This window comes from Streptomyces sp. NPDC046977, assembly GCF_040644455.1.
In the GTDB taxonomy this organism is placed as follows: Bacteria; Actinomycetota; Actinomycetes; order Streptomycetales; family Streptomycetaceae; genus Actinacidiphila.
The window spans coordinates 124,517-148,595 of the sequence record NZ_JBEYWO010000019.1 but is presented as its reverse complement, the minus strand read 5'-3'; the positions used below and the strand labels follow the sequence as shown (position 1 = coordinate 148,595).

22 protein-coding genes and 2 pseudogenes are annotated in these 24,079 nt (G+C 72.4%); 12 read left to right on the top strand and 12 right to left on the bottom strand.

Annotated features, from left to right (window positions below):
• The first annotated feature begins 61 nt into the window (after window positions 1-61).
• Entirely contained in the window at window positions 62-1,192 is a 1,131-nt protein-coding gene (locus tag ABZ883_RS26620; RefSeq protein ID WP_360910278.1) for an aminotransferase class I/II-fold pyridoxal phosphate-dependent enzyme, read from the top strand.
• Window positions 1,193-1,382: 190 nt separating this feature from the next.
• Here ABZ883_RS26620 and ABZ883_RS26615 read toward each other — a convergent pair.
• From ABZ883_RS26615 to cdgB, 5 genes and pseudogenes are all read right to left on the bottom strand, one after another.
• Window positions 1,383-1,676: pseudogene (locus ABZ883_RS26615) on the bottom strand (aspartate carbamoyltransferase); the annotation flags it as partial.
• 20 nt (window positions 1,677-1,696) lie between these two features.
• Window positions 1,697-2,254, bottom strand: a complete 558-nt coding sequence (locus tag ABZ883_RS26610; protein WP_360910276.1) for an HD domain-containing protein — start codon at window positions 2,252-2,254, stop codon at window positions 1,697-1,699.
• Window positions 2,255-2,348: 94 nt separating this feature from the next.
• Window positions 2,349-3,053 (bottom strand): response regulator transcription factor, encoded by a 705-nt coding sequence (locus ABZ883_RS26605; RefSeq protein ID WP_360910274.1) that lies wholly within the window; start codon window positions 3,051-3,053, stop codon window positions 2,349-2,351.
• Window positions 3,054-3,139: 86 nt separating this feature from the next.
• A complete protein-coding gene (locus tag ABZ883_RS26600; protein ID WP_360910272.1) occupies window positions 3,140-4,333 on the bottom strand; it encodes a sensor histidine kinase in 1,194 nt (397 codons plus the stop codon).
• 122 nt (window positions 4,334-4,455) lie between these two features.
• Window positions 4,456-6,099, bottom strand: a complete 1,644-nt coding sequence (cdgB, locus tag ABZ883_RS26595) for a diguanylate cyclase CdgB (RefSeq protein WP_360910270.1) — start codon at window positions 6,097-6,099, stop codon at window positions 4,456-4,458.
• A 432-nt stretch (window positions 6,100-6,531) separates the two neighbouring features.
• On the opposite strand from cdgB, the gene ABZ883_RS26590 reads away from it, so the two are divergent.
• A complete protein-coding gene (locus ABZ883_RS26590; protein ID WP_360910373.1) occupies window positions 6,532-7,005 on the top strand; it encodes a flavin reductase family protein in 474 nt (157 codons plus the stop codon).
• Between the two features lie 28 nt (window positions 7,006-7,033).
• On the opposite strand, the gene arfB is transcribed toward ABZ883_RS26590, so the two are convergent.
• The gene (arfB, locus tag ABZ883_RS26585; RefSeq protein ID WP_360910268.1) at window positions 7,034-7,477 is read right to left on the bottom strand and encodes an alternative ribosome rescue aminoacyl-tRNA hydrolase ArfB; all 444 of its coding nucleotides are present in this window, start codon (window positions 7,475-7,477) and stop codon (window positions 7,034-7,036) included.
• Between the two features lie 134 nt (window positions 7,478-7,611).
• Between arfB and ABZ883_RS26580 the strand changes: the two genes are divergently transcribed.
• The 8 genes from ABZ883_RS26580 to ABZ883_RS26545 all read left to right on the top strand — a co-directional run bounded on the left by ABZ883_RS26580 (window position 7,612) and on the right by ABZ883_RS26545 (window position 18,047).
• Window positions 7,612-8,187 carry a TerD family protein gene (locus ABZ883_RS26580; RefSeq protein WP_360910266.1) on the top strand — a complete coding sequence of 192 codons (576 nt, stop codon included), beginning with the start codon at window positions 7,612-7,614 and terminating at the stop codon, window positions 8,185-8,187.
• A gap of 56 nt (window positions 8,188-8,243) precedes the next feature.
• Window positions 8,244-8,798: a GNAT family N-acetyltransferase gene (locus ABZ883_RS26575; protein WP_360910264.1), complete on the top strand. Its 555-nt coding sequence runs from the start codon at window positions 8,244-8,246 to the stop codon at window positions 8,796-8,798.
• Window positions 8,795-9,289 (top strand): hypothetical protein, encoded by a 495-nt coding sequence (locus ABZ883_RS26570; protein WP_360910262.1) that lies wholly within the window; start codon window positions 8,795-8,797, stop codon window positions 9,287-9,289. The genes ABZ883_RS26575 and ABZ883_RS26570 overlap by 4 nt, the downstream gene beginning before the upstream one ends.
• A gap of 73 nt (window positions 9,290-9,362) precedes the next feature.
• Window positions 9,363-9,806, top strand: a complete 444-nt coding sequence (locus ABZ883_RS26565; RefSeq protein ID WP_360910260.1) for an SHOCT domain-containing protein — start codon at window positions 9,363-9,365, stop codon at window positions 9,804-9,806.
• Between the two features lie 102 nt (window positions 9,807-9,908).
• The gene (locus tag ABZ883_RS26560) at window positions 9,909-10,895 is read left to right on the top strand and encodes a zinc-binding dehydrogenase (protein ID WP_360910258.1); all 987 of its coding nucleotides are present in this window, start codon (window positions 9,909-9,911) and stop codon (window positions 10,893-10,895) included.
• Between the two features lie 52 nt (window positions 10,896-10,947).
• Entirely contained in the window at window positions 10,948-12,129 is a 1,182-nt protein-coding gene (locus ABZ883_RS26555; RefSeq protein ID WP_360910256.1) for a GDSL-type esterase/lipase family protein, read from the top strand.
• A gap of 215 nt (window positions 12,130-12,344) precedes the next feature.
• Window positions 12,345-14,381 carry a glycosyl hydrolase family 28-related protein gene (locus tag ABZ883_RS26550; RefSeq protein ID WP_360910253.1) on the top strand — a complete coding sequence of 679 codons (2,037 nt, stop codon included), beginning with the start codon at window positions 12,345-12,347 and terminating at the stop codon, window positions 14,379-14,381.
• 243 nt (window positions 14,382-14,624) lie between these two features.
• Window positions 14,625-18,047, top strand: a complete 3,423-nt coding sequence (locus ABZ883_RS26545; protein ID WP_360910251.1) for a phosphodiester glycosidase family protein — start codon at window positions 14,625-14,627, stop codon at window positions 18,045-18,047.
• A gap of 84 nt (window positions 18,048-18,131) precedes the next feature.
• Here ABZ883_RS26545 and ABZ883_RS26540 read toward each other — a convergent pair whose 3' ends face one another.
• From ABZ883_RS26540 to ABZ883_RS26515, 6 genes and pseudogenes are all read right to left on the bottom strand, one after another.
• A complete protein-coding gene (locus ABZ883_RS26540) occupies window positions 18,132-19,334 on the bottom strand; it encodes a WD40 repeat domain-containing protein (protein ID WP_360910248.1) in 1,203 nt (400 codons plus the stop codon).
• Complete coding sequence (locus ABZ883_RS26535) at window positions 19,331-19,900, bottom strand: SigE family RNA polymerase sigma factor (RefSeq protein ID WP_360910246.1); 570 nt, start codon at window positions 19,898-19,900, stop codon at window positions 19,331-19,333. The genes ABZ883_RS26540 and ABZ883_RS26535 overlap by 4 nt, the downstream gene beginning before the upstream one ends.
• A gap of 248 nt (window positions 19,901-20,148) precedes the next feature.
• Window positions 20,149-20,907, bottom strand: coding sequence for a class I SAM-dependent methyltransferase (locus ABZ883_RS26530; protein WP_360910244.1), 759 nt, complete (start codon window positions 20,905-20,907; stop codon window positions 20,149-20,151).
• Between the two features lie 156 nt (window positions 20,908-21,063).
• A pseudogene (locus ABZ883_RS26525) lies at window positions 21,064-21,162 on the bottom strand (GntR family transcriptional regulator); the annotation flags it as partial.
• Window positions 21,163-22,981: 1,819 nt separating this feature from the next.
• Window positions 22,982-23,173, bottom strand: a complete 192-nt coding sequence (locus tag ABZ883_RS26520; RefSeq protein WP_360910242.1) for a hypothetical protein — start codon at window positions 23,171-23,173, stop codon at window positions 22,982-22,984.
• Window positions 23,170-23,367: a hypothetical protein gene (locus ABZ883_RS26515; RefSeq protein WP_360910240.1), complete on the bottom strand. Its 198-nt coding sequence runs from the start codon at window positions 23,365-23,367 to the stop codon at window positions 23,170-23,172. Before ABZ883_RS26515 ends, ABZ883_RS26520 begins: the two co-directional genes overlap by 4 nt.
• A 159-nt stretch (window positions 23,368-23,526) precedes the next feature.
• Between ABZ883_RS26515 and ABZ883_RS26510 the strand changes: the two genes are divergently transcribed.
• The gene (locus tag ABZ883_RS26510; protein WP_360910238.1) at window positions 23,527-23,763 is read left to right on the top strand and encodes a winged helix-turn-helix domain-containing protein; all 237 of its coding nucleotides are present in this window, start codon (window positions 23,527-23,529) and stop codon (window positions 23,761-23,763) included.
• Window positions 23,764-23,815: 52 nt separating this feature from the next.
• Window positions 23,816-24,049 (top strand): hypothetical protein, encoded by a 234-nt coding sequence (locus tag ABZ883_RS26505; protein WP_360910236.1) that lies wholly within the window; start codon window positions 23,816-23,818, stop codon window positions 24,047-24,049.
• Window positions 24,050-24,079 lie beyond the last annotated feature (30 nt).

The following is a 24,079-nucleotide window of genomic DNA, read 5'->3' as shown; positions in this document are numbered from 1 at the left end:
ACGTTCTCGTCAATGCTACGCGAATGTTCCCCGGCTCCCTCCGGCACGGCAGGATCGGGGCATGACCTCTGTGGACGACGAGAAGGCGCGGCGGATCGCCGCCGTCAACGCCAGCGACCGGGTGCTGTCGCACGGCAAGTACCCCACGATGCGGGAGCGGCTGACCCGGCTGGCGGCCCGGGACGGGCTGGACGCACCCACCGACATGTACGGCGACGGTGTCGTGGCCGAGGTGGAGCAGCGGGTGGCCCGGCTGCTCGGCACCGAGGAGGCGGTCTGGTTCCCGACCGGCACCATGGCCCAGCAGGTCGCGCTGCGCTGCTGGGCGGGCCGCACCGGCAACCCCGCCGTCGCTCTGCACCCGCTCGCCCACCCCGAACGGCACGAACGCGGGGCGCTGTCGGCGCTCAGCGGACTGCGGACCGTGCACCCGACCACCGCGCGGCGGCTGCCGGACGCCCAGGAGATACGCGAGCTGGACGAACCCTTCGGCACGCTCATGCTGGAACTGCCGCTGCGCGACGCCGGTTTCGTCCTGCCCTCCTGGGAGGACCTGACGGCGGTCGTGGAGGCCGCGCGCGAGCGCGACGCGGTCGTCCACTTCGACGGGGCCCGGCTGTGGGAGTGCCCGCCGCACTTCGGGAAGCCGCTGGAGGAGATCGCGGGCCTGGCCGACAGCGTCTACGTCTCGTTCTACAAGTCGCTCGGCGGTGTCGCGGGCGCCGCCCTGGCCGCCCCGTCCGACCTGGCCGCCGAGTTCCGCGCCTGGCGCCACCGCTACGGCGGCCTGCTCTTCCAGCAGTGGCCCACCGTCCTGGCCGCGCTGGACGGCCTGGACCGCGAACTGCCCCGGCTGCCGGAGTACGTGGCCCATGCCAAGACCGTCGCGGCGGCCCTGCGGCGGAGCCTGGCGCAGGCCGGCTGGTCGCAGGTGCACCCGGACGTGCCGCACACCCACCAGTTCCAGGTCTGGCTCGCGGAGGCGCCCGAGGTGCTCAACGAGGCGGGCGTGCGGCAGGCGGAGCAGACCCGCACCGCGCTCTTCGGCCGCTGGTCGGCCGGCGAGGCGCCGGGGACGGCCATGACCGAGGTGACGGTCGCCGCCTCCGCCCTGGAGTGGGACGCGGAGGACGTCGCCGGGGCCGTGGACGACTTCCTCGGCTTCGTGCGCGAGGTCCGCAAGGACTCCTAGGGGCCTGTTTCGACCCGGAGGGCAGATCCCGCGGCTCCCCCAGGTGCGGTGTGCCGCAAGGCGCCGCTGCTCGGACGATGCGGCAGCTCCCCCGGCGGAAGGCCGGGGAGTGCCCGCCTGGGGGCGCCTCCCAACGGTCGTCGGCGCGGCCGGACCGCTCGGACGATGCGGGCGACTCCCCCGCGCCGAAGGCGGGCTCGGCGCCGCCGAGCAGCAGGTACAGGACGGCCATCCGGATGCTGACGCCGTTCCTGACCTGCTCGACGGCGTGCTCCGGCAGGGCGGCCGTCCGGAGGCCGTAGCGGCCGTAGCGGCGCGCGTACTCGCGCCCGGTCGGGAAGAAGGCGGCGTTCATGCGCTCGCGCTGGACGCGCGGCATCATGACGTCGGTCTTGGAGAGCACCGCGTCCAGGTCGTACGAGACCTCGCAGGGCCAGTTCTCGACGCCGATCGGCAGCAGCGTGGGCGGCGCCACCAGGGTGACCCTGGAGCGCGCCAGGCGGCCTAGCGGGCCGCCGCCGCGGCGACCCGCTCCACAACGGGCCGCCAGTGGTCGAGGCCCGGCGCCCGCAGGCCGACGATCTTGCCGGCGTCGTCGGCGCGGCGCAGGGCGACCGCCGCCTCGAAGTCGGGGGCGGCCTCGAAGGCGGCGGCCTCCCCCGGCGTCATCGGGCCGCCTTGGCAGCCCAGGGTGCGGGCGCTCTCCGGGGAGAGGGCGAGGGTGGTGTCGGTGGCCGCCAGGTAGCGCTTGGCCGGGATGTGGAGGGCGACCAGGCGGGCCACCCGCTCGCCGAGGAGGCCGGCGACGGCCGCGGCGGCGTGCTCGCCGTGGCCGGCCTCGTCCCCGGGGTACAGGTAGTGCCCGATGTCGTGGACGAGCCCGGCGACCTGGAGTTCCTCGTCGCCGGGGTGCCGCTCGGCGAGGACGGCGGCGACCTGGAGGCCGTGGTCGAGGATGTCCACCGGGTCGCCGGAGCGGTCCGGGGTGTCCCAGGCGTCCTCGCAGTCGGCCAGCAGTGCCATGAGCCCGTCCACGGAGGACGGCGTGTGATCCCGGTTCATGGCGCTCACGCTGCCCCAGCCGTCCGTCCGGCGGGTGTACGCGGGACGTCCGCCCGGTATCGCCCGATCCGCCGCAAGCCGGTCGGCCGGGCGGCTACCCGGCGCCGCCGCCGGCCTTGACGAGGCCGGTCTCGTAGGCGAGGACGACGGCCTGTACGCGGTCGCGCAGGCCGAGTTTGGTGAGGATGCGGCCGACGTGGGTCTTGACGGTCGCCTCGCTCAGCACCAGTTTCGCGGCGATCTCCCCGTTGGACAGGCCCTGGGCGACCAGCAGCAGCACCTCGCGCTCGCGGTCGGTCAGCCGGTCCAGCTCCTTGTGGGTCGGCTGCGACACGCTCGGCAGCAGGGGCGTGAAGCGGTCCAGCAGGCGGCGGGTGGTGCTGGGCGCGACGACCGCGTCACCGCTGTGGACCGCGCGGATGGCGGCCAGCAGTTCGTCCGGCGGGACGTCCTTGAGCATGAAGCCGCTGGCGCCCGCCTTGAGCGCGGAGAAGGCGTACTCGTCGAGGTCGAAGGTGGTCAGGATCAGCACACGGGGCCCGTCGCCGGGCTCCCGGCCGCGGGTCGCGGTGCCGTCGGCGCCGCCGCAGATCAGCCGGGTCGCCTCCACCCCGTCGAGCTTGGGCATGCGGACGTCCATCAGCACGACGTCCACCGCGGTGGAGCGCAGCGTCTCCACCGCCTCCGCGCCGTCGCCCGCCTCGGCGACGACCTCCATGTCGGGCTGGGCCTGCAGCACCATGCGGAAGCCGGTGCGCAGCAGCACCTGGTCGTCGACGAGCATCACGCGGATCGCCATGGGTAGCGCTGCCTCTTTCCCTGGGTCGGGTTGTCTCGGGTTGTCGGGTCCTGCTGTCCTGTGCCGGCCGATCCGGCGCGCCGCCGCTACCGCGCGGCCTTCACGGGCAGCACCGCGCTGATCCGGAAGCCGCCGCCTGGCCGCGGGCCGGCGTCGAGGGTGCCGGCGACCATGCCGACCCGTTCGCGCATGCCGATCAGGCCCTGGCCCTGCCCGTCCTCGCCGCCCGACTCGTACAGCTCCTGCTGCGCGCCGCGCCCGTCGTCCTCGATCAGCAGGGCCAGTTCGCTGTCGCGGAAGGTGAGCCGCACATTGGCCCGGACGTCCGGGCCGCCGTGCTTGCGGGTGTTGGTCAGGGCCTCCTGGACGATCCGGTACGCGGTCAGCTCCACGCCGCTGGCCAGCGGGCGCGAGTCGCCCTCGACCTCGAAGACCACGGGCAGTCCGGCGCCGCGCACCTGCTCCACGAGGTCGCCGAGCTGGTCGACCCCGGGCTGCGGGACGTACTCGCCGCCGGCGGCGTCCCCGGTGCGCAGCAGGCCCAGCAGCCGGCGCATCTCGGTGAGCGCCTGGCGGCCGGTGCTGGAGATGGTCTCCAGTGCCTGCTTGGCCTGCTCGGGCGAGGCGTCCAGCACATAGGCCGCGCCGTCGGCCTGGACCACCATGACCGACACATTGTGCGCGACGACGTCGTGCAGCTCTCGGGCGATGCGGGCGCGTTCGGCCGCGACCGCGGCCTTCGACTGGGCCTCGCGTTCGCGCTGGAGGCGGGCGGCCCGCTCCTCCAGCTCCGCGTAGTAGGCGCGCCGGGTGCGCAGGCTGTCGCCGATGACCCAGGCCAGCGCGAAGGGGATGGCCACGAAGACCGCCCCGACGACCTGCGCCCAGCCGCTCTGGCGGTCGTCGGGCCAGCGCACCGACGCGATGGGCGAGGCCAGGAGGCCGCCGATCAGTGCCAGCCGGGACGCCCAGAGCGCGCTGTTGGCGGCGACGGTGTAGATGATCACGAGCATGGCGAAGTCGCCCGGGTTCACCCGGACATCGGCCACCAGTTGCGCGACGCCGACCACGATCGTCAGCAGCAGCATCCGCTCCGGCGCCCGGCGGCGCAGGGCGACCACCAGGGACAGCGCCAGCGACAGCGGGATGGCCGCGGCCCGCGTGTCCGGTTCGAGGTCCCCCGCCGCCATCCACAGGCTCGACAACCCGAGCAGGGCGACGGCCCAGAAGGTGTCGACCCATGTCGGGTGCCGGCGGAGGAAGTCGTAGAGACGCTGCACGTAACCCAGCGTAGGCACGCCGCACGTGTGCGGGAGTCAACCGGCAGAGCGATCCCGGGTACTCCGCAGGTTGGACGTGGGGCCGTCGCGGAGGAGGAATCGGGCGCGGGGTGCGGGACCGGTCAGCCGGCGCGGCGGTGGCTGCGCGTGCCGTTGCGGGACCGCTTCTCGATGTACATGCGCTGGTCGGCGGAGTGCAGCACCTCGTCGGCGGTCATCCCGCAGCCCGCCCAGCCGATGCCGAAGCTCGCCCCGACCCGGACCGCGCGGCCCTCGAAGCGGATCGGGGGGATGATCGCGTTCCGCAGCCGCACGGCGAGGTCCTCGGCGTCCTCGCGGCCCAGGCCGTCGGCGAGGACGACGAACTCGTCGCCGCCGAGCCTGGCAACGGTGTCACCGTCGCGCACGGCGCTGGTGAGCCGGCGGGCGACCTCGATGAGGACGGCGTCGCCGGTGTGGTGGCCGAAGCGGTCGTTGATCGACTTGAAGCCGTCGAGGTCGCAGAAGAGCACCGCGAGGCCCTTGCCGCCCTCGGGGTCGTCGGCGGGCGGGACCGTGTGCGTGTGGTGGTCGTAGCCGGCCAGCGGGGGCACGCCGCCCTCGATCGGGTCGAAGCCGTAGCTGTACGCGAACTCGTCGCCCGCGTCCGCGGCGGTGTGGCCGTCGGCGTCCGGGGCCTGCGGCCGGGAGCAGATCCTGCCGGACAGCCGGGCGCGCAGTTCGGCGCTGTTGGGCAGTCCGGTGAGCGAGTCGTGGCTGGCGCGGTGGGCGAGGGCCAGTTCGCGGCCCTTGCGCTCCTCGATGTCCTCGACGTGGGTGAGCAGGAAGCGGGGGCCGTCGGCGGTGTCGGCGACGACGGAGTTGCGCAGGCTCACCCACAGGTAGGAGCCGTCGCGGCGCTGCAGCCGCAGTTCGGCGCGGCCGCCCTCGGCGCTGGTGCGCAGCAGGACGCCGACGTCCTCGGGGTGGACGAGGTCGGCGAAGGAGTGGCGGCGCAGTACGGCCGCGGGGCGGCCGAGCAGCCGGCACAGCGCGTCGTTGGTCCGCACGAGCTTGCCGTGCTGGTCCCCGCCCATCTCGGCGACGGCCATGCCGCTGGGGGCGTACTCGAAGGCCTGCCGGAAGCTCTCCTCGCTGGCGCGCAGGGCCTGCTGCTCGCGCTCCAGGCGGACCAGCGCGCGTTGCATATTTGCACGTAGACGCGCGTTGCTGATGGCGATGGCGGCCTGGAAGGCGTACATCTGCAGCGCCTCGCGGCCCCAGGGGCCGGGGCGGCGGCCGCCCACCGGGCGGTCCACGGAGATCACGCCGATCAGTTCGCCGGCCCCGGAGGGATTGGCGTACATCGGGGCGAGCAGCCGGTCCTCGGGGTGCCACTCGTCGGGGAAGCGGGGCAGCGGTCCGTCGCCGGGCCAGCTGGGGACGTCGTCGCCGTCCAGCACCCAGCCCTCGTGGTGGGGTATGAAGCGCAGCGCGCCCCAGTGCTCGCCCATGCCCAGCCGGCGCTCCCACGAGGCGCGCGAGCCCACGCGTCCGGCCATCAGGGCCTCGGCGGCGGCGCTCCCGGCGACGGCGGCGACGACCAGGTCGCTGTCCGGGCGGACCAGGTTGACCACGGCCAGCTCGAAGCCCAGCCCCTTGACCACGCCGTCGGCGACGGCCTGCAGGGTGTCGGCGAGACTGCGCCCGGTGTTGAGGTCCGCCACCACCTGGTGCACCTGGCGCAGGGTCGCGAGGCGGACATACGGCTCCGACTCGGTGTCCATGCGCTCTCCCGGGCCCTCGACGACAACTCCTGAGACTGCTTGTGGTCCGTTGTGGTCCGATTCCCACCGCAACTGAATCACAGCGAGCACCACGACCGGTACACAGGGTCAACAATTCATGTCACCTGTGACTCAAGTCACAGATGATTGTCGTGTTCCGATCACGCAGCGTAGAGCTCGCCGGGGGGCGCCTCACCCATTGAACACAAGCGGCCAGGTGAGCGGGGGTCGGACGGCGGAATCGCGGTCCGGGGGGAGGTCCTAGGACCAGGCTCGATCCCAAGTCCGATGCGGGTGCGGCGTTGCTACGGCTAGCGTCGTGGCGTGCCACAGTCAATCACCTCCCCGCCCGTGATCCCGCATCCTGGGACCGTGCCCGACGGTTCCGAGCCAGCGCCCCAGGCCGTGGACGGCGAAGCCTTCCGCGCCGCCATGAGCCGACTCGCCGCGGGTGTCGTCCTCGTGACCGCGCACGACCCCGAGGACGGCCCGAACGGCGAGGACGTCGGCATGACCGCGACCGCCTTCGTCTCGGTCTCCCTGGACCCGCCGATGGTGCTGGTGAGCCTGCGCGAGGACTCCCGGATGGACGACGTGCTGGAGCGCTGTCCGCGCTGGGCCGTCTCCGTGCTCAGCGAGAGCCAGCGGCACATCGCCGGGCGCTTCGCGATGCGCGGCCGCATCAGCGACCGCCTGCTCTTCGAGGACGTGGCCTACTACCGCGGCGAGGCCTCGGGCGCGCCCGTCCTCGGCGGGGCCCTGGCGGTCGTGGAGTGCGAGACCGACCAGCGCGTGACGGCCGGCGACCACACCCTGGTCATCGGGCGGGTGCTGACCGCCCGCACGCCCAGCGCGGACGGCGCTCCGCTGGTGTACTTCCGCGGCCGCTACCGGCACCTGAGCTGAGCCGGGCGCCCGCCCGGCCCCGCGCGGCTCAGCCCCAGCCCCGCGGGTCGCGCCCGCGCTTGGTCTCGCCGCGCTGCTTCTTCTCCCGCAGCCGCCGCTCGTTGATCCCGCGCGGGATCCTCGTCGGCCGGCGCACCTTCGGCGGCGGCGCGGTCGCCTCGGCGAGCAGCGCCGCGAGACGGGTCAGCGCCGTCTCCCGGTTGCGCCACTGCGAGCGGTGCTCCGAGGCCCGTACGACCACGACACCGCCCACCAGGCGGGACGCGAGGCGCTCCAGGGCGCGTTCCTTCCACACCGGGGGCAGGCACTCCGTGGCGGCCAGGTCGAAGCGCAGCTCCACCTGGCTGTCGGAGGTGTTCACATGCTGGCCGCCCGGCCCGGACGACCTGGAGAAACGCCACTGGAGCTCGGCCTCCGGGACGGAGACCGAGCCGCGGACGACGAGCGGCTGCGATCCGGACATGCTCCCCATGATCCCGGCAGGGGGCGCCCTCGTCACAGGGTTTTCGCGCCGTTAAGGAACCGTGCGCGCCCCTGACCGCGTTCACCCCGGTGAAGGTAGCGTCAGCGTCGGCACGTACGACCGACATCACGGAGGGGACTCCCATGGCTGTAAGCCTGTCCAAGGGCGGCAACGTCTCGCTCACCAAGGAAGCTCCGGGCCTGACGGCCGTCACGGTCGGGCTGGGCTGGGACGTCCGCACGACCACCGGCACGGACTTCGACCTCGACGCGAGCGCCATCGCGCTCAACACGGGCGGCAAGGTCTACTCCGAGGCCCACTTCGTCTTCTTCAACAACAAGCAGACCCCCGACCAGTCCATCGTCCACACCGGCGACAACCGCACCGGCGAGGGCGCGGGCGACGACGAGGCGATCAACGTCAACCTGGCGGCACTGCCCGCCGACCTCGACCGCATCGTCTTCCCGGTCTCCATCTACGACGCCGAGACGCGCACCCAGAACTTCGGCCAGGTCCGCAACGCCTACATCCGCATCATCAACCAGGCCGGCGGCGCCGAGATCGCCCGCTACGACCTGAGCGAGGACGCCGCCACCGAGACCGCCATGGTCTTCGGCGAGCTGTACCGCAGCGGCGCCGAGTGGAAGTTCCGCGCCGTGGGCCAGGGCTACGCCTCGGGCCTGGCCGGTATCGCCACCGACTTCGGTGTCTCCCTCTGAACGACCCCGCCGACATCCGGGCGACTGGTGCCCCGCACGCGACCGGCGTGCGGGGCATGCCTTTGCTCGCGCCCCTCGAACCTCTCGCGCCCCGCGTCCCCCTGGGCGGTGCCCTGCTCGGCGAGCTGACGGAGCTGTACGCCTCCAACGCCGCCTTCCACCGCGCGAGCGGCGACTTCCCGGACCCGGACCGCGTCACCCCGGACCAGGTCGCCGCGGCCCTCGACGCCGAACGGGCGCACCCCGCCGCGGAGGTGCTGCTCGCCCGTGACGCGGCCGACGGCGCCCTGGCGGGCCTCGCCGTCACCCTGGCCGAGCACCCGGACCCGCTCGACCCGTACCCGTGGATCGGCCTGTTGATGGTGCACGGCGGCCGGCAGCGGGCGGGCCTGGGCCGGGAGCTCGCCGGACGCGTCGAGGAGCGCCTGCGCGCCGCGGGGCGGGACGGCGTGCGCCTGGCGGTGCTCGACGGCAACCCCGGCGGGCTCGCCTTCTGGACGGCGCTCGGCCACCGGGTCGTGGACCACCGCGAGGACCGCGAGAGGGGCCGCCCCTGCGCCGTCCTGCACAAGGACCTGCCCGCGGGGCCGGCACGTACCATCGGCGGGTGATCGACCTCGGCTACTCGCTCTCCCGCCGCTTCCCCGACCCGCCGCAGACCGACTACCGCACCGCGGACGTGCGGACGCTGCGCCACGACCTGTTCTGCGGGGACGTCTACCTGGCGGACGTCAAGGCCGACCGCGAACTGTCCACAGCCTGGGGATGGGTCCCGGTCCTGGACTTCGCGTGGGCGCTGTGCGACATCGTCGAGCAGCTGGACCGCGACCCGCTCGGCCGCCGCGCGGCCCGCCCCCAGCACGCGGAACTGGACTTCACCGAGTCGACCGACCGGCTGCGCTTCGAGCGCCGCTTCGGCTGGGTGGACGTCGTCGCCGACTGGGCCCCGGACGAGCCGCCGCTCGCCTTCGCGCACGCCGACCTGCGGCGCGAGGCCCGCGACTTCCTGCACGACCTGGTGGCGGACCTCACCGACCTGCACGACGGCCTGGACGCCAACCCCGCGATCTGGGACCTGCAGGCCCGTTTCCCGCGCGTCTGACCCGCCTCCACGCATCGCCCGAACGGCCGTATCCGGAGTGCGGCGCCCGGGGGGCCGCCGTCCACTGGGGGCCATGGACGACTACCCGTTGCTGAACCTGTTCTGGACCATGCTCCTGATCTTCTGCTGGGTGCTGTGGTTCTTCCTGCTCTTCCGGATCATCGGCGACCTGTTCCGCGACCACTCGCTGGGCGGCTGGGCCAAGGCGGGCTGGATCATCGTCCTGATCTTCCTGCCGTTCCTCGGTGTGCTGGTCTACGTGATCGCCCGCGGAAAGAGCATGGCCGAACGCGATCAGAAGCAGGTCAAGGAGGCGGACGCGGCCTTCAAGCAGTACGTCCGCGAGGCCGCCGCGAGCGGCGGTGACGGCAGCTCCACCGGTACGGCCGGCATGGCAGGTGCGCACGCGTCCGCCGGGAGCCCGGTCGACCAGCTCGCCAAGCTCGCCGACCTGAAGAGCAACGGGCACATCACCGAGGACGAGTACCAGAAGGCCAAGGCGCGCATCCTCGCGTGACGCGGTTGACCTCAACCGCGGTTGAGGACGAACAGTGGGCGGTGCGGACCCGGTCCGGCCGCCCGCTCTCATGTCCGCGTTCGTCTCCAGGGGGGGCACTTCGTGCACGCCATCCGTCTCCATGCCTTCGGCCCCGCCGCCAACCTGAGGTACGAGCAGATCGAGGACCCGGAACCCGGCCCGGGGCAGGTGCGGATCGCGGTCGCCGCGGCCGGGGTCCACATGATCGACACCGCGCTGCGCTCCGGCACGTTCGACGGGCCCTATCCGCTGCCCGACCTGCCGACGGTCCCCGGGCGCGAGGTCGCCGGCACCGTCGACGCGGTCGGGGAGGGCGCCGGCCGCGAGTGGCTCGGCCGGCGCGTCACCGCCCACCTGGGCATGGTGCCCGGGGGCTACGCCGAACGCGCCGTGACCTCCGTCGAGCGGCTGCACCTCCTGCCGGACGGGCTGGGCTTCGCCGAGGCCGTCGCCATGGTCGGCACCGGCCGTACGGCCATGGGCATCCTGCGGCAGGCCCCGCTCGGGCCGGAGGACGTGGCCGTCGTGACGGCGGCCGCGGGCGGCATCGGCACCCTGCTCGTCCAGGCCGCCCGGAACGCCGGGGCCACCGTGCTCGGGCTCGCCGGCGGCCCGGCGAAGACCGCGCGGGTCCGGGAGTCCGGCGCCGGCGCGGCCGTCGACTACACGGCGGACGGCTGGACGGACACCGCGCGGGCCGCGCTGGGCGGGCGGGCCGCCACCGTCGTCTTCGACGCGGTCTCCGGGGACCTCGGGCGCGGGGCGGTCGGCCTGCTCGGCCGCGGCGGGCGGCACGTGGTGTACGGGTGGGCCTCCGGCGGGTCCCTGTACCTGCCCGAGGAGGAACGGGCCGCGCGCGGCATCACCTCCGCGGTCGTCCTCGGGCCCGCGATGGCGCGGGCCGGCGGTCCCGGCGGCCTGCGCGCCCTGGAGGAGGAGGCCCTGGCCGAGGCGGCGGCCGGGCGGCTGCGGCCGGCGGTCCACCGCTTCCCGCTCGCGGAGGCGGCGGCCGCCCACACCGCGCTGGAGACCCGGGGCACGACGGGCAAGGTCGTCCTGATCCCCTGACGGGCCGGGGCGCCGCGGTGTGCCGGGCGCGGGTCGCGGGCAGGGAGAAATCGTGACAACTGCCCTGCGCGCCCTGCGCGAGATCCCGCTCGACGGCGGGCCGGTGGAGTTCCGGGGCGCCCTCGACCTGGAGCGCACCGAGGCCGGTCTGCTGCCGCGCCGGCTGCCCGCGTGGACGCGCTCGCAGTACCCGGACGTCTTCATGGACGAGGTCACCGCCCTGCCGTCCGGCGTGCGGCTGGCGTTCCGTACCGCGGCCCGCGCCGTCGAACTGGAGCTGCTGACCTCGGTGTGGCAGCTCGACGGCAGCCCGGAGCCGCTGCCCGCGGGCGCGGTCGACCTGACCGTGGACGGCGTGTACGCGGGGACGCGGCCCGCCCCGCGCGGCCATGTCCTGCACAAGCCGGACCTCTTCGCGCCGCCCGCACGCCGGCAGCGGGGGCGGCCGGGCCGGGTGCGCTTCGCGGGCCTGCCGGAGGGCGAGAAGGACCTCGAACTGTGGCTGCCCCAGCAGACCCGTACGGAAGTGGTCGGGCTCCGGGCGGACGCCGAGGTGCTGCCGCCGCGGCCGACCGGGCGCCCGCGCTGGGTGCACCACGGCAGTTCCATCAGCCACTGCGCCGCCGCCGACTCCCCCACCGCGACCTGGCCCGCGCTGGCCGCGGCCCTCGCCGGGGCCGAGCTGCTGAACCTGGGGCTCGGCGGCAACGCCATGCTCGACCCGTACGTCGCCCGGACGATCCGGGACCTTCCGGCCGATCTGATCAGCCTCAAGCTGGGCATCAACATCGTCAACCAGGCCGCCTTCCGGCTGCGTTCGTTCGGGCCGGCGGTGCACGGCTTCCTGGACACCGTCCGCGAGGGCCACCCGGGCACCCCGCTGCTGGTCGTCTCCCCGATCAGCTGCCCCGCCGTGGAGACCACCCCGGGGCCCACCGCGCCCGACGTCTCCGCCGCCGGGCCGCGCGTCGTCGCCCTCGGCGACCCGTCCGACGTGCCGGGCGGCGCCCTGACGCTGACCGTCATCCGCGCGGAGCTGGCCCGTATCGTCGCGGAACGGGCCGCCGAGGGCGACCGCGACCTCCACTACCTGGACGGCCGCGCGCTGTTCGGCCCGGGCGACGTGGCCGACCTGCCGGACTGCCTGCACCCCAACGCGGCCGGTTACCGCCGGATGGGCCGCCGCTTCGCCGCCCGGGCCTTCGGCCCCGGCGGGCCCTTCTCGGACCGCTGAAGCGCCTCCCCCCACCCGCCCGTGCGATCGCAATGATTCACGTAAGCCGCGCAAGAAACAGACAGAGATCCGCACTTCATCATCAGTGCGCCGAAAACATCGCGCAGGAGCCTTGTGGAGCCGTCCACCGGGTCCTTACTGTCGCCTCACCTCACGACGTCCGCTCCGCCTCGCACGTCCAGGGCGGTCGCGCCTACGAGAGAAACGAGCTGGGGATGGCAGGGAGCAGCAGGAGCAGGAACACCTGGCGAAGAACGGTCGCGGTGGTCGCCGCGGCGGCCGGGATCGGGCTCGGGCTCGGCGGGACCGCGCAGGCGGGCACCGGCGCGGCCAAGGCCGCCGGCCCCGTGGTGACCCGGGCGGCACTGGATCCGGCGCTGGTCGCCGGACGCGGCGCCGACCCGGGGTTCGCGGAGCAGGAGGCGGAGAACGCCGCGACGAACGGCACGGTGATCGGCGGCCGCAGTGCCTACACCCTCCCCGCGGAGGCCTCCGGGCGGAAGGCGGTGACCCTGGAGCGCGGCCAGTACGTGGAGTTCACCCTCCCGAGTGCCGCGAACGCGATCACCGTGCGCTACAGCATCCCGGACGCGCCGGGCGGCGGCGGCATCACCGCGCCGCTCGACGTGACGGCCGGCGGGCAGGGCCGCCGGACGATGACGCTCACCTCGCAGTACGCCTGGCTCTACAACCAGTACCCGTTCTCCAACGACCCGCAGGCCGGGCTGCTCCACGACGACTGGTGGATCACCGAGTGCGGCTGCGTGCCGAACGCCACCACCCCGGCGCCGGTGATCAGCAAGCCGTTCCGGCCGAACCACTTCTACGACGAGCAGCGCCTGCTGCTGGGCCGGACGTACAAGGCCGGCGAGAAGATCCGGCTGACCGTCCCCGCCCGCGCCGGGGCCGTGACGACGACGGTCGACCTGCTGGACTCGCAGTTGGTGGGCGCCCCGCGGATCGCCCTCGTCGCCGCGAACGTGCTCGCCTTCGGCGCCGACCCGACCGGGCGGCGTGACTCGGCGGGCGCCATCGACAAGGCGATCGCCTTCGCGCGGCGCGCGCACCTGAAGGTCTACATCCCGCCGGGCACGTACCAGGTCAATCGCCACATCGTGGTGGACGACGTGACGATCGAGGGCGCCGGCAGCTGGTACACCGTCATCAAGGGCAAGGAGGTCGCCCTCGGCACCCCGGCGCCCGACGGATCGGTGCACACCGGGGTCGGCTTCTACGGCAAGGACGCCTCGGCCGGCGGCAGCCACGACGTCCACCTGTCGGGCTTCGCGATCGAGGGCGACGTCCGCGAGCGCATCGACACCGACCAGGTGAACGGCATCGGCGGCGCGCTCTCCGACTCCACGATCGAGGGCCTGTACATCCACCACACCAAGGTGGGCATGTGGTTCGACGGCCCGATGTCGAACCTGCGGATCACCGGCAACGTCATCACCGACCAGATCGCCGACGGCCTCAACTTCCACACCGGCGTGACCGATTCGGTGGTCCGCGACAACTTCGTCCGCAACTCGGGTGACGACGGGCTGGCCATGTGGTCGGAGAAGACCGCGAACGCCCGCAACACCTTCGACCACAACACGGTGCAGTCCCCCGTGCTCGCCAACGGCATCGCGATCTACGGCGGCACGGACAACACGGTCTCCGGGAACCTGATCGCCGACCCGGTCCGCGAGGGCAGCGCCCTCCAGGTGGGCTCCCGCTTCGGCGCGGAGCCGTTCGCCGGGCAGCTGCGGATCACCGACAACACCACGGTGCGGGCGGGCACCTACGAGCTGAACTGGAACATCGGGCTCGGGGCCATCTGGTTCTACGCGCTGGAGAAGTCCATCGACGCCGACATCCGCGTGACCGGCGACCACTTCCTCGACAACACCTACAACGCGATCATGCTGGTCTCCGACTTCCCGGTGAAGGACGCCTATTCCATCAGCAACGTGCACTTCAAGGACATTCGGGTCGACGGCACCGGCACCTCCGTGGTGAGCGCGCGCGCCGCCGGCTCCGCGTCCTTCGAGAACGTCGACGCCCGCAATGTGGGCGCGGTCGGGGTGAACAACTGCGGATCGTTCAACTTCCCCGCCACCGGCTCGGAGTTCACGCTGAACGACCTCGGCGGCAACGACGGCGGCGGCACGACCGGGCCCTGGCTCGGTTCCTGGGAGCTGCCCAACACCATCACCTGCGACGACCGTCCGCCGGTGGTCGTCCCGCCGGCCCCCTCCGCCTGGTAGCCGCGACCGGGCCGACCCGCTCCACGCCCCCGTACCGCACCGTGTGGTACGGGGGCGCGGACACACACGGATCCGGCCAATATTTGACCGAATCCATAGACATGCCACTCCTGTGGGTCATCTGAAAAACCGCAATCGGCCATCTCTCCTTCGCCCTGTGCGTGTCGTGTGTACGCGAGCCGGTGTTCGACCGGCAGGACACTCATAAGGACACACGCAATGACACTTCGCGGGAAGAGATCCGTGGGAGCCGGCGCACGCCGCACCGCGGTGGTCACCGCGCTGGCGCTGGCTCTGGCCGGTTCGGTCACCGGTGCCGCCACCGCCTCGGGAACCTCCGGGGACGGGGCGGCGCAGGACCGGGCCGCCACGCCGGACTGGCTGCCGCAGACGCCGGAGAACTGGCCGCTCGTGGTGGACTACAGCCGCACCCCGGGCGAGACCGTGACCCAGGGTCTGGAGCACTACAGCGAGACCTACGACACCGTCGGCGGCCGCCAGCAGGTCCAGGTGCTGAGCGCCGACCTGACCGACCCGAACCTGCGGGTCGGCATGGTCGAGGCGGGCGACACCCTCACCAACCCGGCGGACGAGACCGTCTCGTCGATGGCCAACCGCACCCACGCGGTCGCGGGCGTCAACGGCGACTACTTCGAGATCCACGCGAGCGGCCGTCCGCTCGGCGGCGTGGTGACCGACGGCCGCCTGCTGAAGAGCCCCAAGCCGGGCTTCGCCTCGCAGCTGGGCATCCGCCCCGACGGCTCCATGGTGATGGGCCCCGAGACCTTCTCCGGGACCATCACGGACGGCGCCGCGACCCGCGCGCTCACCTCGGTCAACACCGTGGGCGACCTGACGTCCGGGGGCATCACCGAGGTCACCTCCGACCTCGGCGCCGCCACGGGTCTGGCGAACGGCACCCTGGTGCTCGGCCACTCGGCCGACGGCGGCTTCACCGTCGACAGCGTGCAGACCGGCGTGACGTCCCTCCCGCAGCTCGGCAAGGACCAGTTGGGCCTGCTCGGCGGCGGGGCCGGCGGCACCTGGCTGTCGGCGAACCTGCACACCGGCGACACGGTCGGCATCACCACGCGGCTGTCCCCGGACAACGATGTCACGCAGCTGGTCAGCGGCGTCGACACGCTGGTCAAGGACGGCAAGGTCTACAAGGACCCGACCGGCACCCCGCCGGGCGGCGCCAACCCGGAGACCGCCGTCGGCATCACCAAGGACGGCAAGCACGCCATCGTCGTCGCGGTCGACGGCCAGGGCGGCGCCACCCGCGCCTTCGGCGTGACCCGCGACCAGGTCGCGGGCTACATGGTCGCCCACGGCGCCGACACCGCGATGCTCTTCGACGGCGGCGGCTCGACCACGATGGCCGTGCGCGCCCCCGGCGCCACGCGCACCGAGGTCGTCAACACCCCGTCCGACCAGCCCGGCAACACCGAGCGCCCGGTCGCCAACGGCATCTTCTTCTACTCCACGGAGAAGGAGGCCGGCGAGGCCCACAAGGTCGTCGTGAACGGCGGCGACCGCATCACCACCGTCCCCGGCAGCACCATCCCGCTGTCGGTGTACGCCACGGACAAGGTCGCCAACCCGACCACCGGCACCGTGGACGTGCGCGTCGAGCCCGCGTCGCTCGCCTCGTACGAGAACGGCAGGCTCACCGCGCACACCAGCGGTGAGGGCGAGGTCATCGCCACCAGCGACGGCCGCACCACCTCCGAGAAGCTGGAGGTCGCCGCCGAGCTCAAGGACCTGTCCCTGTCGCCCGGCACCGTCGACATGGGCAACGGCGGCACCCAGCAGCTGACCCTGACCGGCACCGTCAAGAGCGGCCGCACCACGGACATCTCCGCCGACGCGGCCGAGTGGACGGTCAGCCCGTCCTCGCTCGGCACCGTCGACGCGCACGGTGTCTTCACCGCGGACGCCAACAACGGCGGCCTCGCCGAGGTGACCGCCAAGGTCGGCGGCCGGACCGCCACCGCCTCGGTCGCGGTCGGCAGCGTCAGCAAGACCATCGACCCGATGAACAGCACGGGCGTGTGGCGCCTCAGCAACAACACCACGGGCAAGCCGGCCACCCTGTCCACCGAGCAAGGCGTCGTCCCGCCGGGCTCCACCGAGTCCGCGTCGCTGCGCCTGGACTACTCGATGCCGGCCGGTTCCGGCGTCAAGCAGCTGGTGCTGTCCCCCAACGTCACCCTGAAGACCGACACCAACGGCGGTCACGTCCCCACCGGCATCGGTGTGTGGATCAAGGGCGACGGCAACGGGATCGAGCTCGCCGAGAAGTACATCAACGTCAACGGCTCGTCGACCACGCTGTACCCGACGTTCGTGACCTGGAACGGCTGGCACCTCGCGGTCGCGCAGCTGCCCGCCGGCATGCAGTTCCCGCTGACGATCAGCTTCATCGACTTCCTGGCGATCAGCCCGAGCACCGCCTACAGCGGCACGCTCAACGTCTCCGGCCTGCAGGCCCTGTACTCGCCGCGACCGGTCACGGTCCCCGACTACAAGGCGATCCCGGACAACCCGTCCTGGCTGAAGTTCGAGGAGAACGCGGACAACTTCGCCAAGAGCGGCAGCACCCTGCTCGCCGGCGACGACGCGCACATGCTCGCGAGCGACCCCGGTTCGGTCAGCAGCAACGTGATGGACTCCATCGCCAAGCGGCTGCCCGCCCTGAGCCCGCAGGCCCACCCGGACGCCGCCCAGTTCCTCGGCGACATGGCCGACGACGGCAAGCTGGCCGACCTGCAGTTCGCGAAGTCCAAGATGGACGCCCTCGGCATCCCCGAGCGCGACATCGTCGGCAACCACGAGATCACGCAGGGCGCCGACTCCGAGAACGGCAACTACAGCGACACCTTCGGTGACACGCACTACGCCTACACCCAGGGCGCCGCGCGACTGATCGTCACCGACAACTCGCACGGCAGCCTGCAGTCCTCGGACCCGTTCCAGGACCCGACCGGCGCCCAGTACCCGTGGCTCGTCCAGCAGTTGACGGACGCCACGGCCAAGGACGTGCTCGTCGTCACCCACATGCCCGCCTACGACCCCCACCCGGCCGCGAACAGCCAGTTCACGGACCGCTGGGAGGCGCGCATGTACATGCGGCTGGTGCAGAAGTTCCAGCAGTCGCACCCGGCCCAGCACGTGATCATGATGTACGGCCACGCGCGCGGCTTCTCCGAGCAGATCCTCGACCCCGAGGGCCACAGCGTCACCGCCGCTCAGGGCGGCATCCCGCAGTTCGCCTTCGCGGACCTCGGCATGCCCGCGTACGCCCCCGCGGACCAGGGCGGCTTCTACCACTTCGGCCTGATCCGCATCGGCACCGACGGCAACCTGCAGTACTCCGTCGAGCCCTCCCTGGCGTCCATCGCCGTCACGGCGCCCACCGCGCCGATGGAGCGCAACGACGAGGTGACCCTGACCGCGACCGGCCTCCAGACCGGCGGCGACAACATCGCCCCGCTCAGCATGCCGATCGCGGACCCGGCGTCCCACGTTTGGTCCTCCAGCAACACCAAGGTCGCCGAGGTGGACCCCACCACCGGCCACCTGCGGGCCCACCGCGCCGGCACGGCCACCATCACGGTGACCAGCGGCGGCGTCACGGGCACGGCTCAGATCACCGTCAAGTGACGTCCTGACCCGACCGCGAGCGGGGTGCCCGGGGATCCCCCCGGGCACCCCGTCGTCGCTTCGGGCGCCACGTGGGCCGCCCAGTCAGCGTCTGGCGAGGACCGGGGTCCAGCTCGGGTTCCCACCGTCGCTCAGTTCGCTGAGACCGCTCAGCGGTACTACCTCGTCCCTTCCCATCGTGACGAGCACGAGCCGGTGCCTGACGCGGACCGGTTCCGTCGAGTCATGTGCGACGTCCCAGGCGATGAGCCGCTTGTCGTCGGCCCAGGCAAGCAACCTGTACCCGCGCACGAAGCGCCCTGTGGTGGGCGGCCTGCCGGTACGTGCGTCGTAGAGCCCGGAGCTGGCGTGCTTGTTGAAGCCGGGGCCCATATACGAGCCCCCGATGAACTTGCCGTCCGGGGACACCCCCGGCTCATCGCGCCACAGCACGTTCGCATCGTTCGCGGGTGGGAAGACCTGCTTGCCCGCGAAGTCGAAGTAATCCCGGTCCAAGTGGAGCAGCTTGCCGTCGGTGCTGAAGGCGAAATACCCGTCGCCGAACGTGCCGACAACGGGGCCCTCGCTCCAGGATTTCTTCCCGGAGGCCACGTTGAGGACGTAGAAACCGGTCCGGCTCGTCGTGACGCTGGTCGGCGGCAACCAGTCCCTGTCGCCGTTACCGTTGATGTCGCGCGTCGCCTTCTCCCGCATCAGGTCGGGGTTCTTGCTGTACGCCGTCGCGACAAGCTTGCTGCCGTCGGGCGAGAACGCGATTTCGGCGACGCCGTGATCGACCGGGATCCAGCGCTCGACCTCGCCGGTGCGCAGGTCGAGCAGGCCGATCCGTCGGGCGGGCAGGCTCCTTTCCAGAACGGCTGCGGTCCGCATGCCGGAGGCGACGGCGACACGGGACCACTGGGGCGCCTTCACGTACGTGCCGGTCTTCTGGTCCAGGAGTCGGTAGGTGCGGACGGCGTATTCACGGCCGTCGGTCTGCTTGGCGGAGTCCCAGGTGTAGTACGCGGCCAGTGCGACGTCCCCCGCCGCGATCAGGTCGCGTGGCGGCGTCTGGTCCGGATGGGCGACGAAGTTCGCAAGACGCACGCCGTGCTTGCCGTTGTCCAGGAGCGGGACCGCCACCGCGACGGCGACCACGGCGGCGGTGGCCGCGGCGACGGAGGCCAGCGTCCGGGTCCGGCGGCGGCGCCGGACCGTCAGCACGCGCTCGGCGAAGCCCGGTCCCAGCGCCGGCTGTTCGGCGGCCTGTTCGCGCAGCGTGTCACGCACCAGTTGATCGACGTTCACGGACGCACCTCCGCGGGCGAGAAGTCACGGGACGGCTGCCGCTCGGCGTCCACGGCGCCGAGCGCGGCCAGTTCGGGGGTCATGCCCCGCAGCCGGGCCAGGGAGCGGTGCGTGGTGGACCGCACCGTGCCGACCGAGCAGTCCAGCAGACGGGCGACCTCGGCCTCGGGAAGGTCCTCGAAATAGCGCAGGACCAGGACGGTCCGCTGACGGGCGGTGAGCCGGGCCAGCGCGGCGCGCATGACGATGCGCAGGTCGGCCGCGCCAGGACCGTCGTCGTCGGCGCCGTGACGCGCGGGTCTGTCCAGCGGCTCGGGGACGCTCAGTTCGCGCCGCGGCCACTTCAGCCGCCAACGGCTCACCTGCTGCCGGTAGAGGATCTGCCGTACGTACGCCTCGGGCTCCTCGATGCGGTGCCATCGTCCCGCGGCCTTGATCAGCGCGTTCTGCAGCAGATCCTCGGCCGCGTGCCGGTCGCCACCGCTGAGCAGGACGGCGGTCCTCAGCAGCGCGGACGACCTGCTTTCCACGAACTGTCTGAAGTTCTCCTGGCCCTCGGCATCCATCGTCACCTTCTCGTGTCGTTCCGGGATCTTCCTCGGCGGGCTTGCTGCCCTTCATGACGTCCGCGCGGCGCCCCCGCTATGTCTGTGTGCACGCAGAAAATTAGGCGGGCTCCCCGCACCGGCCTCCGAACGCCGATGACACATCCGGGGCCCACGCGTCGACGGCTTCCACCCGCCGTCCGCGTCGACAACCCCGCGGACCCGGCCCACCGCCCCGCCGAGGGGCGACCCCGATGGCAGGGCGAAGGTCAGGCCTTCGTGAGAACAAAGAACAGGAAGCACAGGAACTTGCCCGACTGCTTCTCCGCGAAGACTTCCGGGAATCGTTCGCGGGCGCCGGGCGCCGGGGCCGGTTCGCTGATGACGTCGATGCGGAAGCCTGCCGCGGTGAACGCGTCGGTGATCGCGTGCAGGGGCCGGTCCCAGAAGGTCATCAGGTGTCTGGCGCCGCCGAGTTCCCACATCTCGGAGCTGGAGCGGGTCGCGAAGTAGTCGGTTCCGCGCGGTGCCACCATCTGACTGACGAAGGGGTGGTTGACGGACACGATGAGGCGGCCGCCGGGCTTCAGGACGCGCCGAAGTTCGGCGAGGGCCGTCGTCCAGTCCTCCAGGTAGTGCAGAACCAAGGACGCGACGACATCGTCGAATCCGGCGTCGGCGAACGGCAGTGGGCCGCCCAGTTCGGCGCGCTCCAGCACCACGCCGTCGCCGAGCCGCTTCCGGGCCAGCGCCAGCATCCCGGCGCTGGAGTCGAAGCCGGCCACGACCGCGCCCCGCTCGCGCAGGGCCTCGGCCACGGGGCCGGCGCCGCAGCCGGCGTCGAGGATGCGACGGCCCGCCACGTCGCCGGCCAGGTCCACGATCACGGGGCGCGCGTAGTAGGCGTTGATGAGGCTGGTCTCGTTCTCCGCCGCGTACGCCTCGGCGAAGCGGTCATAGTCGTTCGCCTTGTCCCCGGGCCCCGGGGGAGCCTCTACGGGGCTGATCCAGGACACCGACCCGGGCACTGGGGCATCCGCCTGTCCGGCGGGGCTCTCGGGAGTGGCGGGTCCGCCGGTCGTTCCGGGACGGTTCGGCAAGGTTGACCTCGTTCGTTCGGGTCGCATCGGTGGCTCGGCCTCCCCGGACCGTGAAGAGCTCGCGTGAGGCCAGGGCGATCGAAACTACGCGTCAAAGTCGTAGTCGAGGATGTGCGCGGCAGAGTCCAGGGTCATCTCGTTGACGTCGACCGGGCGTCCCTCGTGGGTGAACGCGGTGCTGCAAGATCAGGACGACCGGCGATGGACGCCCGCACGCACGTGACATCGGACACACAACGTGAGGCCATCAGCGACATGGCCCGCTTGCTCCGGCGCCGCCTCAATCGCGAGCAACCGCCCCCGTTGCCGTCACCCGCGAACGCGAAACGCCCCGGACCGATCGTGGTCCGGGGCGTTTGCGCTGCTCAACGACTGGAGCCGCCTGTCGGATTCGAACCGACGACCTTCGCTTTACAAGAATGCGGGTTCAGGTCCGGGGTGCTCCGGCTACTCCGGGAGGCTCCAAAAGCCCCAGGTCGGCGGGTCTCGCCATCCGGGAGACTCCGGTAATTCCGGGTCCCGGCGGGACCTCCGCTCACGCATCGCTCACGCAACCGGGTAGATCCACAGGCGGGCTGACCTGCACTTACATTGTCCCGCATCGGCCCCCCAGTGTCAGCCCCCGGCCCTATCCTGGAGACCCCATCCAACGCTTGGCAGCTCGGGTGCGGACAGCAGAAGGCCGGCGCTTGTGGCGAGCGCCGGCCTTCGCCATGCGGACGGCCAGACCCAGGCGCATCCTGGAAGAGCGACCCCGCCCGCATTGCTCGCGCGGCGGGGGCGCCCGGAGAAGAGGTCCGGCGCGGCCCTGTTTCCTCCACGGAGGGGCCGCGCCAGACGCCCCGCGTCACCCGTTGAGCGCCCTCCGCTCGCGCCTCCCGGGAAGACAGGGCAGGCTCGGGGTGCGAGCACTCTCGCCAGTGGGTCGGCCCTCCGTCGCGGCGAAGCGACGGGGGGCCGCGGTCGTTCCAGCGCGAGCCCACTGGGTGGCGCATCCTGGAGGTGCGGTCCCGCTCCCTTGCGCCAGGAGGCAGTGGGCGGGGCCGCTCACCCCCTTGGCGGCACCCAGGATGCGGGCGTGCCGGGCGGGTGCCAGGGTCGTTCGTGGCAGGCCCTCGCTCCCATCCCCCAGCGGGGCCCTGCCCGTAAGTCGGCCCCCGCCACAATGACGTGGCGGGGGCCAAGCTCGTGCCCGGCCGTAGAGACCGGGGACCCGATGCAGGCCTCTCGGGGCGCGGGGCTACTGTTGGGAATAGAGGGCTCCGCTCGCCCCCCGTTGGGCGGAGCCCTCGCTGCTGGACGGCAGGAGGCCCCCACCGGCTCGACACGGTGGGGGCCGGCCGGCGCCTTTTACGAGGACCCTCGGAAATGGTCCAGCCCCCGAGTGTGTTACGGCTACGCGTTAGCCTTCCTGCGTCGGTAGGCCTTCTGTCGGCAGGCGGGCGAGCAGGTGCGGGAGTCGGCCCGCCCGGTCGTGATCGGCTCGCCGCATCCCTCGCACGGCTGGCCACTCCCCCTGTTCCCGTTACGGATACGGGTAAGGGACACCGAGCAGGCGTCGGAGCATGTGACTCGCTTCAGCAGGGCGTCGGCGTTCCGGATCACCTGCACGCCGCAGTGGACGCAGGGTGCAGGCGGCAGCAGGTCGCCCCGGCCGACGACCCCCCGCCACTGGATCCGCCGGACGTGCCCTTCGGCACCCGGCGTCGGGCCCTCGCGGTAGCAGGAGGGGCAGATGGTGAAGCGGGTCGCGGTCCATCGACGCTGCTTCGGGTACTTGATGCCGCCCGCGACGAAGACGACGACGTCGAGATCTTCTGCGCCGCAGAGGCGGCACCGTCCTTTACGCATAGCCGTAACGGTATCGGGGTGGACGACTTACCTCAACGTCTAGCCGTAACGGGCTGGATGGTCGGACATGACGAAGCCCCCACCGCCAAAGCCCTGCGGTGGGGGCCCGTTGCCGTCCGTCTCCGATCGGCGCCAGAGGCGAACGGCAGTCTCAGGACGCGGCAGCCCGCCGGGCACGAATGCGGGCCAGCAGCGCGGCGCCGGCGCTGTTCCGCTCGACCAGGTGCGCGTGCTCGCGGTGGGCGTAGATGGTGATCCCGGGTCCGGACATGACGCTGGTCTCGTCGACCGGTACGCCGTCGCCCTCGATGAGGCTGTTGCAGACGATGCAGAACCGGATCACCGTTCGCTGTCCCGGGCCTCGGTGAACACGACCCACAGGCCGGTCGCCACGGTGCAGCGGGTCTTGCCGTGGCCGCAGTCGTCGCAGGCCTGCGAGTGCTCAAGGTAGAGGCGGTGGGCGCGCTGTGCGCGGCCCTCAAGAGCGTTGAGTCCGGCGGCTACGCGCGGGCTGTGCTGGGCGGTACCGTGAGCCATGTCGGCCCCCTATCCGGTCGACCGTGCCCCGGGCCGTGACAGCGGCTGCGGGGCTTCCTTCTGCCAGCGTAGGACAGGTCCGATGGGTCCGGTAGGTCCGATGGGGTAGGTAGCCGAGGTCATCTCGCAGACCGGGCACACCTCGCACATCATGATCAGATGGACTGGGAACCAGATATCCCGAGGTGGCGGCAGGTCTACGCGGCCATGGAGCAGCGGATCGCCGAGGGCGTGTACCCGCCCGGCGAGCGCCTGCCCGGTGTCCTGCAGATCGCCGCGGAGTGGGGCATCGGCGAGGTGACTGCCCGCCGGGTCCTGAAGGAGCTGCGCGCATCGGGGCTGGCCCAGATGCAGCCCGGCATCGGGACGTTCGTGACCCAGCTGCCCAAGCCCTGAGAGTGAGCACAAAGGGCTGACAGCCCGGCGCGGCCGGCTCTAACGTTCCGTCATGAAGACCGCGCTCTGGACGCTGCTCGCCTTCGGCTTCGGCCTCCTCACCCTGGCCGGCATCACCGGCATCATCGCTGGCTTCCGCACCGGCCTTGCCGACGTCGCTCTCGCATTCGTCGTCACCATCGGCGCCGGTTCAGCAACGCGTTACGCCTGGCGCAAGGCCCGCAGCTCGCGCCACCTGGAGGCGGCAGGGCTTCCCGAGCGCGACGATCGGCCCTGGCGCCGCTGACCCAGGACGCGCGAAAGCGCCCCCGCCGTC

Coding starts and splice junctions, on each gene's coding strand:
- ABZ883_RS26575 (WP_360910264.1), top strand. CDS start 8,244: ATGCCTTTGCTCGCGCCCCTCGAACCTCTCGCGCCCCGCGTCCCCCTG.
- cdgB (WP_360910270.1), bottom strand. CDS start 6,099: ATGGACACCGAGTCGGAGCCGTATGTCCGCCTCGCGACCCTGCGCCAG.
- ABZ883_RS26515 (WP_360910240.1), bottom strand. CDS start 23,367: ATGGCTCACGGTACCGCCCAGCACAGCCCGCGCGTAGCCGCCGGACTC.
- ABZ883_RS26590 (WP_360910373.1), top strand. CDS start 6,532: ATGAGCCGACTCGCCGCGGGTGTCGTCCTCGTGACCGCGCACGACCCC.
- ABZ883_RS26535 (WP_360910246.1), bottom strand. CDS start 19,900: ATGGATGCCGAGGGCCAGGAGAACTTCAGACAGTTCGTGGAAAGCAGG.
- ABZ883_RS26510 (WP_360910238.1), top strand. CDS start 23,527: ATGGACTGGGAACCAGATATCCCGAGGTGGCGGCAGGTCTACGCGGCC.
- ABZ883_RS26550 (WP_360910253.1), top strand. CDS start 12,345: ATGGCAGGGAGCAGCAGGAGCAGGAACACCTGGCGAAGAACGGTCGCG.
- ABZ883_RS26620 (WP_360910278.1), top strand. CDS start 62: ATGACCTCTGTGGACGACGAGAAGGCGCGGCGGATCGCCGCCGTCAAC.
- ABZ883_RS26505 (WP_360910236.1), top strand. CDS start 23,816: ATGAAGACCGCGCTCTGGACGCTGCTCGCCTTCGGCTTCGGCCTCCTC.
- ABZ883_RS26605 (WP_360910274.1), bottom strand. CDS start 3,053: ATGGCGATCCGCGTGATGCTCGTCGACGACCAGGTGCTGCTGCGCACC.
- ABZ883_RS26580 (WP_360910266.1), top strand. CDS start 7,612: ATGGCTGTAAGCCTGTCCAAGGGCGGCAACGTCTCGCTCACCAAGGAA.
- ABZ883_RS26610 (WP_360910276.1), bottom strand. CDS start 2,254: ATGAACCGGGATCACACGCCGTCCTCCGTGGACGGGCTCATGGCACTG.
- ABZ883_RS26565 (WP_360910260.1), top strand. CDS start 9,363: ATGGACGACTACCCGTTGCTGAACCTGTTCTGGACCATGCTCCTGATC.
- arfB (WP_360910268.1), bottom strand. CDS start 7,477: ATGGGGAGCATGTCCGGATCGCAGCCGCTCGTCGTCCGCGGCTCGGTC.